Source organism: Roseovarius sp. B08, from assembly GCF_051417955.1.
Taxonomy (GTDB): domain Bacteria; phylum Pseudomonadota; class Alphaproteobacteria; order Rhodobacterales; family Rhodobacteraceae; genus Roseovarius.
In genome coordinates, this window is record NZ_JBPRLW010000001.1 from 1,433,372 (window position 1) to 1,446,627 (window position 13,256).

Below are 13,256 nucleotides of genomic sequence, written 5' to 3' on the forward strand. Positions count from 1 at the left end.
GTTATGGGGTCACGGACCCCTTGCAGGAGATATTCGAGATGAAACGATTTTTGACACTTGCCGCGTTGAGCTTTCTTGCCGGCCCCGCCCTGGCCGATGACGACCTGACGAAGGTGGAGGCCAGCAGCGATGTTGCGAGCACGATGGACGCGCTGGAAGAGGCGGGCGCCACGGTCTTTGCCCGTGTGGATCATGCCGGCGGTGCCGAGGGCGTGGGCATGGAACTGGCACCGTCACAGGTTCTGATCTTCGGCAATCCGAAGCTGGGCACGCCCGCGATGCAGGACGATCCGCTGGCCGGCCTGTACCTGCCGATGAAGGTCCTCGTGTACGAGGATGCGGATGGGCAGGTCTGGCTGGCTTACGAGGATCCCGAGGAGACGTTCGATGAACTCGATGGGATCGACGACGACGCGGAGTATATCCAGAAGATGACTGGTGCGCTCGGCAAGTTGACGGGCAAGGCGGCGGGCGGCTGACTCGAATGCCCCGCCCTTGCGTGCGGGGCTCGCGTCAGGCGGAGAGAGCGCGCAGCGCTTCTTTCAGGTCGAGCGCCCCATCATAGAGCGCGCGGCCGGAGATGGCGCCGTTGAGGGGCGCGCCGCAGTTTTTAAGCGCGACGAGGTCGTCTAGGGAGGACACCCCGCCCGAGGCGATGACCGGGATCGAGACGGCATTAGCGAGCGCCGCCGTGGCCTCGATATTCGGGCCCTGCATGGCGCCGTCGCGGTTTATGTCGGTGTAGATTATCGCGGCGACGCCCGCGTCCTCGAAGCTGCGGGCGAGGTCGGTGACCATCACATCGGTTTCTTCGGCCCAGCCCTTGGTCGCCACGCGGCCGTTGCGGGCGTCGATGCCGACCGCCACCTGGCCGGGAAAGGCCTGTGCGGCTTCGCGCACGAGCGAGGGGTTTTCGACGGCCACGGTGCCGAGGATGACCCGGGCGAGACCCTTGCTGAGCCAGCGTTCTGTCGTCGCCATGTCGCGGATGCCGCCGCCAAGCTGGGCGGGGACCTGTGTGCGTTCCAGTATTGCCTCGACCGGGGCGGCGTTGACCGGCTCGCCCGCGAAGGCGCCGTTGAGGTCGACGAGGTGGAGCCATTCGCAGCCGGCATTCACGAACTCCATCGCCTGTGCGGCGGGGTCGTCGTTGAACACGGTGGCTTTCTCCATTTCGCCCTTGAAGAGGCGTACGGCCTGGCCGTCCTTTAGGTCGATGGCGGGGTAGAGGATCATGGGTGGTCATCCGGGCAAGGGCTTTGTCGCGATGTGCCATGACGGGACGGCGTTTGCAACGCGACGTGGCGTCAGGCTTGATCGGGGCCGGGCGGTGGCCGCATGCTATGCGGCATCATTTGCGGGAGGAGATACGCATGAGAACGATGACACTGGCCTTCGTGGCCACCTTGATGAGTGCCGGCGCCGCGTTTGCCGCCGATCCGCTGGAAGGTTATTGGCGCACCGCCAAGGACGACAACGGCCATTCCGGGCTGGTCCACGTCCAGCCCTGTGGCGCGCAGCTTTGCGGTACGCTGGTCAAGGCCTATGACGCGAATGGCAACGAAATCCAGAGTGAGAATGTGGGCCGCAACATCATTTCGGCGACCGTGCCCAAGGGTAACGGCAGCTATACCGGCAAGGTCTACAGCCCGGACCGAGGCAAGACCTACAATTCCAGGCTTCAGATGAATGGGAATGCGCTGAAGGTGTCGGGCTGCGTTCTGGGCATCTGCCGGGATGGCGGGACGTGGACGAAGGTGAAATAGGCCCTTTCCTGCGCATACGAAACCGTGATTGAACGATTTGGCCGGGCTGGACGTCTTACCTGTAGAATATTGATTTCAGGCAAGAAGGAGGCCCGGCCAATGCGTTTGACGACATCCTGTGCACTTTTTCTGGCAATGACCGGGGCGGCGATGGCCGACCCGGCAATGGGAACCTGGCAAACCGAGCCCGACAAGAAGGGCATTACCGCGTATGTGAAGGTTTACGATTGCGGCGATGCGGTGTGCGGCGAGATCACCCGCACCTTCAACTCGCAAGGGCAGGAGATCAAGGCCGCGAGCCTGGGTCACACGGTGATCCGCAACGCTACGCCCACCGGCAACGGCAAGTATGAAGGCCGCGCCTGGATCCCGGCACATCAGCGGGAATACCCGGCAGGCATGACCCTTCAGGGCGATCGGATGACCGTGCGAGGCTGCATGGGGCCGGTCTGCATGTCGCAGAAGTGGATCCGCATCCGATAGGTCTCAGGGCGTCCAGGTCAGGAAATTCCGGATGATGCGCAGGCCGGTCGCCTGGCTTTTCTCGGGGTGGAACTGGGTGCCGACGAGATTGTCGCGGCCCACGACCGCGGTGACCTTTCCGCCATACTCGACATGAGCGATACGCTGCGCAAGGTCCGATACCTCAAAGTGGTAGGAATGGACAAAGTAAGCGTGGTCGCCGGTGCTGATCCCATCGAGAACGGGGTGGGCCGTGTCGATCACCACGTCGTTCCAGCCCATGTGCGGCACCTTCATCGACGGATCTGCAGGTGCAATCGGCGCGACCGTGCCCGCGATCCAGTCGAACCCGTCGGTTTCGGAATATTCCAGTCCGCGCGTCGCCAGCATCTGCATCCCGATACAAATGCCCATGAACGGGCGGCCGCCGGTCAGCACGGCCTCCTCGATCGCCTCGAACAGACCGCGATGGTCGTAAAGTGCGTTCCGGCAGGCCGGGAAGGCGCCATCGCCGGGAAGGACGATGCGGCTGGCACGGCGTACCGTGTCGGGGTCGGAAGTGACCACGACCGCGTCCGCGCCCACCTCGGCCGCCATGCGCTGAAACGCCTTTTCGGCCGAGTGCAGGTTGCCGGACTCGTAATCGACGATAACGGTTGTCATGAGATCAGAGGGTGCCCTTGGTCGAGGGGATGGCATCGGCCTTGCGCGGGTCGATTTCCAGCGCGTCGCGCAGGGCGCGTGCGACGGACTTGAACGCGGCCTCGGCGATGTGGTGGCTGTTGATGCCGTGCAGCGCGTCCACGTGCAGGGTCAGCCCGCCATGGGTGCTGAACGCCTGAAAGAACTCGCGGACCAGCTCGGTATCGAACGTCTTGATCTGGGCGGTGGGCATGGCGACGTTCCACACGAGGTAGGGCCGGCCCGAGATATCCAGCGCGGCGCGCACCAGCGCGTCGTCCATAGGCAGCAGGCAGGACCCGTAGCGGCGGATGCCCTTCTTGTCGCCCACGGCCTGTGCCAGCGCCTGGCCGAGTGCGATTCCCACATCCTCGACCGTGTGATGGTCGTCAATATGCAGGTCGCCTTTGCAGCGGATTTCCATGTCGATCAGCGCGTGGCGGGCCAACTGGTCCAGCATGTGGTCGAAGAAGCCCACGCCGGTCTTGTTGTCATAGGTGCCGGTGCCGTCGAGGTCGACCTTGACGGAAATGTCGGTTTCCGCGGTCTTGCGGGTGATGCTGGCGCTGCGCATGGGTGCGTTCCTGAGTGTTTGCCGCGCCGTTATAGGCGGGGTTGGCCAGCGCGCCAAGGGGGCGAAAGAGGGTGGGGGGAACGTGGTGCCAATCGGCACTTGGACCGGTGTTCTACCGGTCCAGTCGATCAACTTGGAGAGAAATTGGAGCGGGCGATGAGATTCGAACTCACGACCCTTACCTTGGCAAGGTAATGCTCTACCCCTGAGCTACGCCCGCGTCCTTGGGTGAGGCGGAGATATAAAGTCTGGCGCGGCCCTGCAAGAGAAAATCGCAGCTTTCCAAGATTTTTTTCCGTGCCCGCCGATCAAGCGCTGTAGCGCAGGATCAACTCGACATAGACCAGTGTCGAGGCCAGCAAAAGAAAGGCGAGGAACAGGGCGCGTCGCAGCTTGGTGGGCGGCGTGGGAATATCCTGATCCTGATCGTGCAGTCCGGTCACGTCACATCTCCTTCAAGAGAGGGCGCCAAAGGCAGCAAGGTGCAACCGAAAGTAGTGTGTTCGGAACGGTGCGGCAAGAAAAACCGCCTGAAGCACGCCTTTGGGCGGAAAATTGCCCCGGGCGAGCGCAAGGCCCGCCCGGGAACCCCGACCCGGGGAGATGCGGGTCAGATATTGCCGGCTGACAACTCGCCGGCAATGTGATCGGCCTGACGGATGGCCAGGGCGACGATGGTCAGGGTCGGGTTTTCCGCCGCCCCCGTGGTAAATTGCGAGCCGTCGGAGATGAACAGGTTCGCGATGTCGTGTGTCTGGCCCCACTTGTTGCAGACGCCGTCCTCGGGGTTCTCCGACATCCGGTTGGTGCCGAGGTTGTGGGTGCTGGGGTAAGGGGGCGTCGGGAAAGTGCGCGTGGCGCCCACCGCGTCATATACCGCGGCACCGCGTTCATAGGCGTGGTTGCGCATTGCGATGTCGTTTGGGTGATCGTCGAAATGCACGTTCGCCACGGGCAGGCCGAACTGGTCCTTGACCTCGTCGTTCAGCGTGACGCGGTTGGTCGACTGGGGCATGTCCTCGCCCACGATCCACATGCCGGCCATGTTCTCGTACTCGTCGAGCGCCGTTGTGAACTCGCGCCCCCATGCGCCGGGATCGAGGAAAGCCGCCATGAAGGGCAGGCCGAGCGCCAGGGTTTCCAACTCGTACCCGCCGACGAAGCCGCGGCTTGGATCATGCTTGGCCTCGTCCTGGATGATGCCCGCCATCGTCGTGCCGCGCCACATCTTCACCGGTTTGTCGAAGACGGCATAGACCGAGCCCGTCATGTGGCGCATGTAATTGCGGCCCACCTGATCGGAGCTGTTGGCAAGACCGTTCGGAAACATGTTGGAGGCCGAGTTCAGCAGCATTCGCGGCGACTCGAACGAGTTGCCTGCGACGCAGACGACGCGCGCCTTCTGCATCTGCAGATCGCCGTTTTCGTCGAAATACTCGACTCCGGTGACCTTGCCTGCCTCGTTGTGCAGGATGCGTGCAACGTGGGCCTTTTCACGCACTTCGAGGTTGCCGGTTGCCTCGCCCTGGGGGATGTCGGTATAGGCTGCGGACCACTTGGCGCCCCATTTGCACCCCTGGAAGCAGAAGCCGGTCTGCTGGCACGTCGACCTGTCGCCGTCTTCGCTATTGATCGCCATGCGGCCGGTGTGGACCTCGGTATAGCCCAGCTTTTTCGCGCCGGCCTCGAACACCTTGTAGTTGTTGTTGCCGGGCAGGCCGGGGTTGCCGTTGGTGCGCGTGACGTTCAGCTTCTTCTCGGCCTTGTCGTAATAGGCGTCCATCTCGCGCGGGTCGATGGGCCAGTCGAGCAGCGATGCGCCCTCGACCTCGCCGTAGTTCGTGAGCGCCTTCCATTCGTGATCCTGAAAGCGCAGCGAGGCGCCGGCCCAGTGGGTGGTGGTGCCGCCCACGGCCTTGACGATCCACGCGGGCAGCCCCGAGAAATCCTTGGCCACGCGCCAGTCGCCGGAGGTCGTGCGCGGGTCGAGCCAGGCCAGCTGTCCGAAGCTTTCCCACTCGTCGTTGACATAGTCCTCTGGCAGATAACGGCCGCCTGCTTCGAGAGCCACGACACTGACGCCTTTCTGCGCGAGTTCGTTGGCCAGGACGCCGCCGCCCGCGCCGGTGCCGATGACGACGACGACGCTGTCGTCGGTAAGTTCAAATGGTGCAGTCATTGATTGAATCCTCCCTCAGCCGATCCAGGCGATGTCATCGAAGCCGCGGTTGATGTAACCGCCCTTGGAGAAGCTTTCGCCCTCGTAGCCGAAGACCGGCCAGACCGCTTTCTGGTTATAAAGCCCGGTCACCAGACCGCCCCGGATGCGTTGGAAGAACGGGTCGTCCTCCATCGAGCGCAGCACGTCGACGCGGTCGCGTTCCCAGCCGATATCGGCGTATTCTAGGCCGTGCATATTGCGTGCCGCGTCATTCACCGCGTCGATTCCGGCGGTGACGGCGTCGACCTCCTCGGGCTTGTCGTAGCCCTTGACGGCGGCCACGTAGAATTCGTCGGCAATGCGGTCATGCGGGTAGATATCGCGCGCCATCTGGACGAGCGTCGCAAATGTTTCGGGCTTCAGCGCGTCCATTTCGGTGGCCCAGGCGCCGCCCGCGCCCGCCACGTAGCCGGAGCCGAGCACGAAGGCGCCGAAGGCGGTCGTGCCTTTCAGCAGGTCGCGCCGGGTCAGCCGGCGGAGTTGTCTTGTCTGGGTACTCAACATCTTGTCCTCCCTAGATGCGGCGTGAGTTTTGGTGATTGATGTTTGACCCGGCCCCGGGACACGCCATGCCCGAAGCCGGTTGTCGCGGGTGCTACTTGAAGCGCCCGGCGCGTTGCAGCACCTCGATCTCGTAGCCGTCGGGGTCTGCGACGAAGAAAAACTTGCCGACAAGTTCGCCGTCGGGTGCGAATTCCACGATCTTGCGCGGTTCCAGCCCGGCTTGGGTAAAGCGGGCGTGCTCGGCTTCCAGATCGTCAACGGACACGGCGAAATGGCCATAGCCATCGCCAAGGTCGTAGGGCTCCTCCCGCCCCTTGTTGACCGTCAGCTCAAGCTCGAATTCGGATTCGGAATTGCTGAGATAGACCAGCGTGAATTTTTCGAAATCCAGGCGGTCCGCGATCTCCAGCCCGAAGGCTGTCTTGTAGAACTCAACCGACCGCGCCTCGTCGAGGACGCGGATCATGCTGTGAATGGCTTTTGCCATGGGCTTCTCCGACTTTGTGAATGGTCGAAGAAGCGTACCAAGCAGCCGGCGAGTAGGGGTAGTAAACCGTTACTACAGGCGCCTATGCTTATTCCGCGGCGATGCGGGATTCAGGCTGGGTCGCCTGATTGTCCTGCCAGACAAGGCAGGTGCAGCGCAAAAGCGAGGTGAAATTCTTGGGCTCGCCATGCAGTTCCAGCACCTCCCCATGCAGTTTCGACACGAAGGCCGGGGTGGAAATATCCTCGATCGCGGCGATATCGTCGAGAATGCGCCAGAAGGATTTTTCCAGGCGGATGCTGGTGCTTTGGCCGTTCAGGCGCATCCGTCGGGTCTCGAGCTCATATCGTTCCGGGTCCTGCCCGGCAAACATGCGGCACATGTCACGTCCTCCCTTATGTCATCATGCCAATTCAAGAGTCCCATGATTGCCGATTACTCGGGTCACGGGAAGGGGCACTTTGGTCCTGCACGTAACGAAAGGCTTACCGGGACAAGGTGACCGGCGGGCTAGTGGTCGTAACAGACCCCCGCTGCGGGCGGCAGGGTGAAATCCTCGGTATGCACGACGATACCCTCGGGTGTGAGCAGCAGAAGGCCATAGGCGCCGGGTTCGTCGATCGACAGGCTGGGATCCTGGAAGCCGAGTGCCATGGGCATCTGGTGGCAGGGGCTTTTGAAGATCGCGGTGGGGATGCGGTTGCCGGCGCGGGTGGCGAAACCGCCCTGGATGGTGCGGTGGATATGGCCGGCGACGATCTGGTGAACGGTGTCGTGACCTTCCAGCCGCGCGGCCAGCTGGCGGCGTGATTTCAGCCCGATCCAGTCCATCCCGCCAAACCCGGTCAGGATGGGCGGGTGGTGCATGAAAAGGATGACCCTGCGGCGTCCGGCCCCGGCGATGGCGGCCTCCATCCAGTCGAGCCGCGCGTCGCACAGAAGCCCGCTATGGGTGTCGTCGGCGTCTTCGTTGAGGGTGTCGAGCAGGATAAGGCGGGTGTCATCGAGGTCGATCACGTCCTGCACGAAACCGTCGGGCGTTTGCGGCGTGTCGGGAAAGACCGCGCGAAAGGGGCCGCGGCGGTCATGGTTGCCCAGCATCAGCGAGACAGGGATCTGCGCCGCGGCCAGTGCGGCGTGAAGTCGTTCGTATTCGGGCGCCGTGCCGTGATGCGTCAGGTCGCCGGTGATCACGATGCGGGCGGCGTCGGGGTGATTTTCCTGCGCGTGGGCAAGCCCTTGGGTGAACCGCTCGGCCGGGTCGAGGCCGATGATCGTCTCGCCCTCGGGGACGAAATGGATGTCGGTGAAGACGATGATTTTGTGCATACCACCCCCGGGTTTGGACCGGTACAGCTTTGTCGGATTCGCGGGGTTTTGAAAGGGTCAGTTGAACGAGACCGGGCAGGGCGCACTGGGTTGCGCGCCCGCACCCTGTCATTCCAACTCTACCAGCAGGTCCTTGGCGTCGATCTGTGCGCCGGGCTGGACGTGGACGGCCTTCACGGTGGCGTCGCGTTCGGCGTGCAGGCCGGTTTCCATCTTCATCGCCTCGATGGTCAGGAGCAGGTCGCCGGTCTTGACCTGCTGGCCCGCGCTGACCGCCACGGTGGCTACGGCGCCCGGCATGGGCGCACCGATATGGTCGGCGTTGCCGGCTTCGGCCTTGGGACGCGCCTGCACGGTTTCCTTGACGCGGCGGTCGGGGACCCGAATGGTGCGGGGCTGGCCATTCAACTCGAAGAACACGCGCGCCTCGCCGTCCTCGTGGGTTTCGCCCACGGCCACGAGCCGAATTTCCAGCGTCTTGCCGGGATCGATCTCGGCCGAGATCTCTTCCGCCGGCTCCATGCCGTAGAAGAACGTCTTGGTTGGCAGGGTGCGGACGGGACCGTAGACTTGGTGGCGCTCCATGTAGGCATCGAAGACCTTGGGATACATCATCGCGCCCATCAGGTCCTCGTTGTCGATCTCCTCGTCCTCGAACTTGTCCTGAAGTTCCTTGCGCCGCGCCTCGAGATCCTCCGGCTCGAGCAGGGTGCCGGGGCGGACGGTGATGGGTTTCTCGTCCTTCAGGACCTTGCGCAAGATATCGTCGGGGAAGCCGCCGGGGGCCTGGCCCACGTAGCCCTTCATCAAGGTGACGACACTTTCGGGAAAGCTGACCTCGGTCTTGGGGTCGAGCACGTCCTGGCAGGTCAGGCCCTGGCTGACCATCATCAGGGCCAGGTCGCCAACGGTCTTGGCGATAGGGGTCACCTTGATCACGTCGCCGAACATCTGGTTCACGTCGGCATAGGTGCGGGCAATCTCGGGCCACTTGGCCTCGAGCCCCAGCGAGCGGGCCTGGGCGCGCAGGTTGGTGAACTGGCCGCCGGGCATCTCGTGCAGGTAAACCTCGGAGGTGGGCGACTGCATCGCGCTTTCGAAGGCGGCGTAATGCTCGCGGACGTTTTCCCAGTAGATCGAGATCTTGCGGATCGCGTCGATATCGAGGCCGGTGTCGCGGTCGGTGTGGCGCAGAGCCTCGACGACCGAGCCCATGGTGGCCTGTGACGTGTTGCCCGAAAGCGCATCCATCGCGCAGTCGACGGCATCGACGCCCGCATCCGCAGCGGCAAGGATGGTGGCCGAGGCGACGCCGGCGGTGTCGTGGGTGTGGAAGTGGATCGGCAGGCCGATCTCTTCCTTGAGGGCCTTGAAGAGCACCGTCGCGGAGGCCGGTTTCAGGAGGCCGCCCATGTCCTTGATGCAGAGGATATGCGTGCCGGCCTCTTTCAGCTCGCGGGCCATGTTGAGATAGTATTTCAGGTCGTACTTGGCGCGGTTCGGGTCGAGGATGTCGCCGGTATAGCAGATGGCCGCTTCCAGAACCTTGTCGGCGTCGCGCACGGCATCCATCGAGACGCGCATGTTTTCGGTCCAGTTCAGCGGATCGAAGACGCGGAAGATATCCACGCCGCTCTCAGCCGCCTGTTTCACGAAGGCCTGCACGACGTTGTCGGGATAGTTGGTATAGCCCACGCCGTTGGAGCCGCGCAGCAGCATCTGCGTCAGCAGGTTGGGCATGCGTTCGCGCAGGTCGCGCAAGCGTTGCCATGGGCATTCATCGAGGAAGCGGTAGGCCACGTCGAAGGTGGCGCCGCCCCAACATTCGACCGAGAAAAGCTGTGGAAGATCATGGGCATAGTTCTCGGCGATCTGGATCATGTCGATCGAGCGCATGCGCGTGGCCAAGAGCGACTGGTGGCTGTCGCGCATGGTGGTGTCGGTCATCAGGACCTTGGTCTGGGCCGCCATCCAGTCGGCCACCGCCTGCGGGCCGTCGCGGTCGAGGATCTGCTTGGCGCCATCTGTGATCGTTTCGTTCTTCGGCTTGGGCGCGCGGGGCAGGGCAAGATCCTCGCGCGGTTTCACGCGGCCCTGCACCTCGGGGTGGCCGTTGACGGTGATGTCGGCAATGTAGGTCAGCACCTTGGTGCCGCGGTCGCGGCGGGCGGCGAAATCGAAGAGTTCGGGCGTCGTGTCGATGAACTTGGTGGTGTATTCGTTGCTGAGGAACGTGAGGTGCTTCAGCAGGTTCTCGACAAAGGCGATGTTGGTGGAAACCCCGCGGATACGGAACTCGCGCAGGGCGCGGTCCATGCGGGCGATGGCGCCTTCCGGCGTCTGCGCATGCGCGGTGATCTTGACCAGCAGGCTGTCGTAATACCGCGTGATCACGCCGCCCGAATAGGCCGTGCCGCCGTCGAGGCGGATGCCCATGCCGGTGGCCTCGCGGAAGGCGGTAATGCGGCCGTAGTCGGGGATGAAGTTGTTCTGCGGATCCTCGGTCGTGATCCGGGTCTGGATCGCGTGACCGTTGAGGGTGATCTCGCGTTGCGATTTCTTGCGGGTGGCTTCCTCGAGCGTCTTGCCCTCGGCGATCTTGATCTGGGCCTGGACGATGTCGATGCCGGTGACCTCCTCGGTCACGGTGTGCTCGACCTGGACGCGGGGATTGACCTCGATGAAATAGAACTGGTCGGTGTCCATATCCATCAGGAACTCGACGGTGCCCGCGCATTCGTAATTGACGTGCTTGCAGATCTTGTAGCCCAGCTGGCAGATCTCGTCGCGCTGCGCGTCGGTCAGGTAGGGTGCGGGGGCGCGTTCGACGACCTTCTGGTTGCGGCGCTGGACCGAGCAGTCGCGCTCGAAAAGGTGATACATGTTGCCGTGCTTGTCGCCGAGGATCTGGACCTCGACATGGCGGGCGCGGGTGATCATCTTTTCAAGGTAGCCCTCGCCGTTGCCAAAGGCCGCCTCGGCCTCGCGCCGACCCTCGCGGACTTTCTCGGCCAGTTCCTTTTCGGATTCGATGGGGCGCATCCCGCGGCCGCCGCCGCCCCAGGAGGCCTTGAGCATCATCGGGTAGCCGATCTCGGCGGCTTCCTTGCGGATCTGGTCCATGTCCTCGCCCAGAACTTCGGTGGCGGGGATGACGGGCACGCCGGCCTCGATCGCGACGCGGCGGGCGCTGGCCTTGTCGCCAAGGGCGCGCATGGTCTCGGCCTTGGGGCCGATGAAGGTGATGCCGTTGGCCTCGCAGGCGTCCACGAGGGCGGGGTTCTCGGACAGAAGGCCATAGCCCGGATGGATCGCGTCGGCGCCGGATTTCCTGGCGACGCGGATGATCTCGTCGATGCTGAGATAGGCCTGCACGGGGCCCAGTCCCTCGCCGATCCGATACGCCTCGTCCGCCTTGAAACGGTGCAGGCCCAGCTTGTCCTCTTCGGCGTATACGGCGACGGTGCGTTTGCCCAGCTCGTTGGCGGCGCGCATGATGCGGATGGCAATCTCGCCCCGGTTGGCGATGAGAATTTTCTTGAATTCGGCCATAGCCTGTCCTCCCGTCGTGTCGTTCGCTGCGGTCGCGCAGAGCCTATCGTGCTGCAACGCAGCGTTTCGCAGGTTTGTAAGTTTTGCAACAAGATTGCGCAATCCGACAAAGTGGGTAGAACCACCGCTGGGCGAATTTCTTGGCCGGGCGGGTAGAAAAACTACCCGTTCGGAGAGCGAGCGGGAGAAAAACGCATTTTCGCGTTTTTATGCGGGACAATCCACCATGCCTGTTAACAGCGGATTAATCCGGAGAGCGAAACCAGTCACGCCCCGTCTGGCGGCAGGCGATTGGCGGCATCCTGGGGCCGGGCCAGACCGAGCTGTCCCATGTTCGCCTCGAGATCGGATTTGAGGATATGCACGAGATGGTCGGGGCCCCGCGGGCCAAGCGCGGCCAGCGCATAGTGCCAGGCCCGTCCCATCATCACGAAATCCGCACCCAAAGCCAACGCGCGCAGGATGTCGAGTCCGCTTTCGACACCACCGTCGAGAATGATGGGCAGATCTGTGGCGGCGCGGATGCGGGGCAGAGCCTCGATCGTGGCGGGGGCGGCGTCGAACTGGCGGCCGGCGTGATTGGATATCCAGATCGCATCGACACCTTCGGATTGCAGGCGCGGGACGTTGCGGTGATCCTGCACGCCCTTGACGATCAAAGGGCCATCCCAATGCTCGCGCAGCCATGTCAGGTAGGACCAGTCGGGCGAGGTGCGCAGCAGGTAGCCCGCATGCTTGTTCGAGGGCAAGCCTTTGGTATCCGGGGCATAATCGTCGATGAAGCGCATCCGGGGCATGCCGCGCCCGGCCATGCCCATGGCCCAGGCGGGGCGGATGGCGATCTGCGCAAGGATGCGCGGCGTGATACGGGGCGGGGTGGTCAGGCCGGAACGGATCTGCCTTTCGCGGCGTGAGGCGATGGGGACGTCGACGGTCAGGACGAGCGTGGAAAATCCGGCGTTCCTGATACGTTCAAGCATATCGGTCCGGATGTCGGGATCCCTTGGAGGGTAAAGCTGGAACCACGCATGTTCGCCGATGACGTCGATCAGGTCCTCGGGCTTTTGCGTGGCGACGGTCGAGAGCGTGTAGGGGAGGCCGGCGCGGGCTGCGGCGCGCGCCAGGTGCTGTTCCGCGCCGGGCCAGATCATCCCGGACATGCCCAGGGGTGCGATCCCCACGGGCAGGTTAAAGTCCTGCCCCATAAGGGAAGTTTTCAGGTCTGGCGTGATCTCGCCATGCAGGATCGAGGGCATGAGCCGCACATCGTCGAAGCACGCCTTGTTGCGCCGCGTCGTGGCTTCGGATCCGGTGCCGCTGTCGAGATATTCCCAGACGAAATGCGGTAGCCGGCGACGGGCGCGGGTGCGCAGATCGGAGATGGCAGGGAAACGGGCATCGAGCGACATGGCAAAGCGATAGCAAGCCGGGATGCGACCGGAAAGAGAAATCATCCGCCGGAAAGCTAACGGCGCAGATCGATTCGAAAACACACGTCGGTATCGCGTCGGTATTCTGGCGGTATGGCGACAGTGCCGATGTCGCTGTCTTGCGGGGTTTATGCACCGGGCGGTGCGCGGGAGGCCGAATTCAGAATACGGAGAGGAAAACGGGGAGGTCCCGGACCAGGTCCGGAAACGGGGGCAGGCACGAGAACGCCGCCGGTCCGGGGCGGAGCGG

General features: G+C 63.5%; 14 protein-coding genes and 1 tRNA gene. 3 read left to right on the forward strand and 12 right to left on the reverse strand.

The window, feature by feature from the left end; translation table 11 throughout:
* Nucleotides 1-38: 38 nt before the first annotated feature.
* On the forward strand, nucleotides 39-479 hold the full coding sequence (locus tag ACSQ76_RS07250) for a DUF302 domain-containing protein (RefSeq protein WP_437156032.1): 441 nt from the start codon (nucleotides 39-41) through the stop codon (nucleotides 477-479).
* 34 nt (nucleotides 480-513) lie between these two features.
* Here ACSQ76_RS07250 and hisA read toward each other — a convergent pair whose 3' ends face one another.
* Nucleotides 514-1,236, reverse strand: coding sequence for a 1-(5-phosphoribosyl)-5-[(5-phosphoribosylamino)methylideneamino]imidazole-4-carboxamide isomerase (gene hisA, locus ACSQ76_RS07255; RefSeq protein ID WP_437156033.1), 723 nt, complete (start codon nucleotides 1,234-1,236; stop codon nucleotides 514-516).
* Nucleotides 1,237-1,373: 137 nt separating this feature from the next.
* Here hisA and ACSQ76_RS07260 point away from each other — a divergent pair, with 137 nt between their 5' ends.
* The gene (locus ACSQ76_RS07260) at nucleotides 1,374-1,766 is read left to right on the forward strand and encodes a DUF2147 domain-containing protein (protein WP_306129198.1); all 393 of its coding nucleotides are present in this window, start codon (nucleotides 1,374-1,376) and stop codon (nucleotides 1,764-1,766) included.
* 99 nt (nucleotides 1,767-1,865) lie between these two features.
* Entirely contained in the window at nucleotides 1,866-2,249 is a 384-nt protein-coding gene (locus ACSQ76_RS07265; protein ID WP_437156034.1) for a DUF2147 domain-containing protein, read from the forward strand.
* Nucleotides 2,250-2,252: 3 nt separating this feature from the next.
* Here the strand turns inward: ACSQ76_RS07265 and hisH are convergent, their stop codons facing one another.
* The 11 genes from hisH to ACSQ76_RS07320 form a co-directional block, all read right to left on the reverse strand.
* Complete coding sequence (gene hisH, locus ACSQ76_RS07270) at nucleotides 2,253-2,891, reverse strand: imidazole glycerol phosphate synthase subunit HisH (RefSeq protein ID WP_437156035.1); 639 nt, start codon at nucleotides 2,889-2,891, stop codon at nucleotides 2,253-2,255.
* Nucleotides 2,892-2,895: 4 nt separating this feature from the next.
* On the reverse strand, nucleotides 2,896-3,483 hold the full coding sequence (gene hisB, locus ACSQ76_RS07275) for an imidazoleglycerol-phosphate dehydratase HisB (protein WP_437156036.1): 588 nt from the start codon (nucleotides 3,481-3,483) through the stop codon (nucleotides 2,896-2,898).
* A 145-nt stretch (nucleotides 3,484-3,628) separates the two neighbouring features.
* A tRNA-Gly gene (locus tag ACSQ76_RS07280) sits at nucleotides 3,629-3,703 on the reverse strand.
* Nucleotides 3,704-3,791: 88 nt separating this feature from the next.
* Nucleotides 3,792-3,926 (reverse strand): hypothetical protein, encoded by a 135-nt coding sequence (locus tag ACSQ76_RS07285; protein WP_306129202.1) that lies wholly within the window; start codon nucleotides 3,924-3,926, stop codon nucleotides 3,792-3,794.
* A gap of 167 nt (nucleotides 3,927-4,093) precedes the next feature.
* Nucleotides 4,094-5,662, reverse strand: coding sequence for a GMC family oxidoreductase (locus ACSQ76_RS07290; RefSeq protein WP_437156037.1), 1,569 nt, complete (start codon nucleotides 5,660-5,662; stop codon nucleotides 4,094-4,096).
* A 15-nt stretch (nucleotides 5,663-5,677) separates the two neighbouring features.
* Nucleotides 5,678-6,208 (reverse strand): Twin-arginine translocation pathway signal, encoded by a 531-nt coding sequence (locus ACSQ76_RS07295; protein WP_437156038.1) that lies wholly within the window; start codon nucleotides 6,206-6,208, stop codon nucleotides 5,678-5,680.
* A 91-nt stretch (nucleotides 6,209-6,299) separates the two neighbouring features.
* Nucleotides 6,300-6,695 (reverse strand): VOC family protein, encoded by a 396-nt coding sequence (locus ACSQ76_RS07300; protein WP_103762445.1) that lies wholly within the window; start codon nucleotides 6,693-6,695, stop codon nucleotides 6,300-6,302.
* An 88-nt stretch (nucleotides 6,696-6,783) separates the two neighbouring features.
* Nucleotides 6,784-7,077 (reverse strand): ribbon-helix-helix domain-containing protein, encoded by a 294-nt coding sequence (locus tag ACSQ76_RS07305; protein ID WP_306129206.1) that lies wholly within the window; start codon nucleotides 7,075-7,077, stop codon nucleotides 6,784-6,786.
* A gap of 128 nt (nucleotides 7,078-7,205) precedes the next feature.
* On the reverse strand, nucleotides 7,206-8,024 hold the full coding sequence (locus ACSQ76_RS07310) for a phosphodiesterase (protein WP_437156039.1): 819 nt from the start codon (nucleotides 8,022-8,024) through the stop codon (nucleotides 7,206-7,208).
* Nucleotides 8,025-8,132: 108 nt separating this feature from the next.
* Nucleotides 8,133-11,576 carry a pyruvate carboxylase gene (gene pyc / locus ACSQ76_RS07315; protein WP_437156040.1) on the reverse strand — a complete coding sequence of 1,148 codons (3,444 nt, stop codon included), beginning with the start codon at nucleotides 11,574-11,576 and terminating at the stop codon, nucleotides 8,133-8,135.
* A gap of 266 nt (nucleotides 11,577-11,842) precedes the next feature.
* Nucleotides 11,843-12,985 (reverse strand): alpha-hydroxy acid oxidase, encoded by a 1,143-nt coding sequence (locus ACSQ76_RS07320; protein WP_437158174.1) that lies wholly within the window; start codon nucleotides 12,983-12,985, stop codon nucleotides 11,843-11,845.
* Between the last annotated feature and the right edge of the window lie 271 nt (nucleotides 12,986-13,256).

Coding starts and splice junctions, on each gene's coding strand:
- ACSQ76_RS07305 (WP_306129206.1), bottom strand. CDS start 7,077: ATGTGCCGCATGTTTGCCGGGCAGGACCCGGAACGATATGAGCTCGAG.
- ACSQ76_RS07295 (WP_437156038.1), bottom strand. CDS start 6,208: ATGTTGAGTACCCAGACAAGACAACTCCGCCGGCTGACCCGGCGCGAC.
- ACSQ76_RS07320 (WP_437158174.1), bottom strand. CDS start 12,985: ATGTCGCTCGATGCCCGTTTCCCTGCCATCTCCGATCTGCGCACCCGC.
- ACSQ76_RS07310 (WP_437156039.1), bottom strand. CDS start 8,024: ATGCACAAAATCATCGTCTTCACCGACATCCATTTCGTCCCCGAGGGC.
- ACSQ76_RS07265 (WP_437156034.1), top strand. CDS start 1,866: ATGCGTTTGACGACATCCTGTGCACTTTTTCTGGCAATGACCGGGGCG.
- ACSQ76_RS07290 (WP_437156037.1), bottom strand. CDS start 5,662: ATGACTGCACCATTTGAACTTACCGACGACAGCGTCGTCGTCGTCATC.
- pyc (WP_437156040.1), bottom strand. CDS start 11,576: ATGGCCGAATTCAAGAAAATTCTCATCGCCAACCGGGGCGAGATTGCC.
- ACSQ76_RS07260 (WP_306129198.1), top strand. CDS start 1,374: ATGAGAACGATGACACTGGCCTTCGTGGCCACCTTGATGAGTGCCGGC.
- hisB (WP_437156036.1), bottom strand. CDS start 3,483: ATGCGCAGCGCCAGCATCACCCGCAAGACCGCGGAAACCGACATTTCC.
- ACSQ76_RS07300 (WP_103762445.1), bottom strand. CDS start 6,695: ATGGCAAAAGCCATTCACAGCATGATCCGCGTCCTCGACGAGGCGCGG.
- hisA (WP_437156033.1), bottom strand. CDS start 1,236: ATGATCCTCTACCCCGCCATCGACCTAAAGGACGGCCAGGCCGTACGC.
- ACSQ76_RS07250 (WP_437156032.1), top strand. CDS start 39: ATGAAACGATTTTTGACACTTGCCGCGTTGAGCTTTCTTGCCGGCCCC.
- hisH (WP_437156035.1), bottom strand. CDS start 2,891: ATGACAACCGTTATCGTCGATTACGAGTCCGGCAACCTGCACTCGGCC.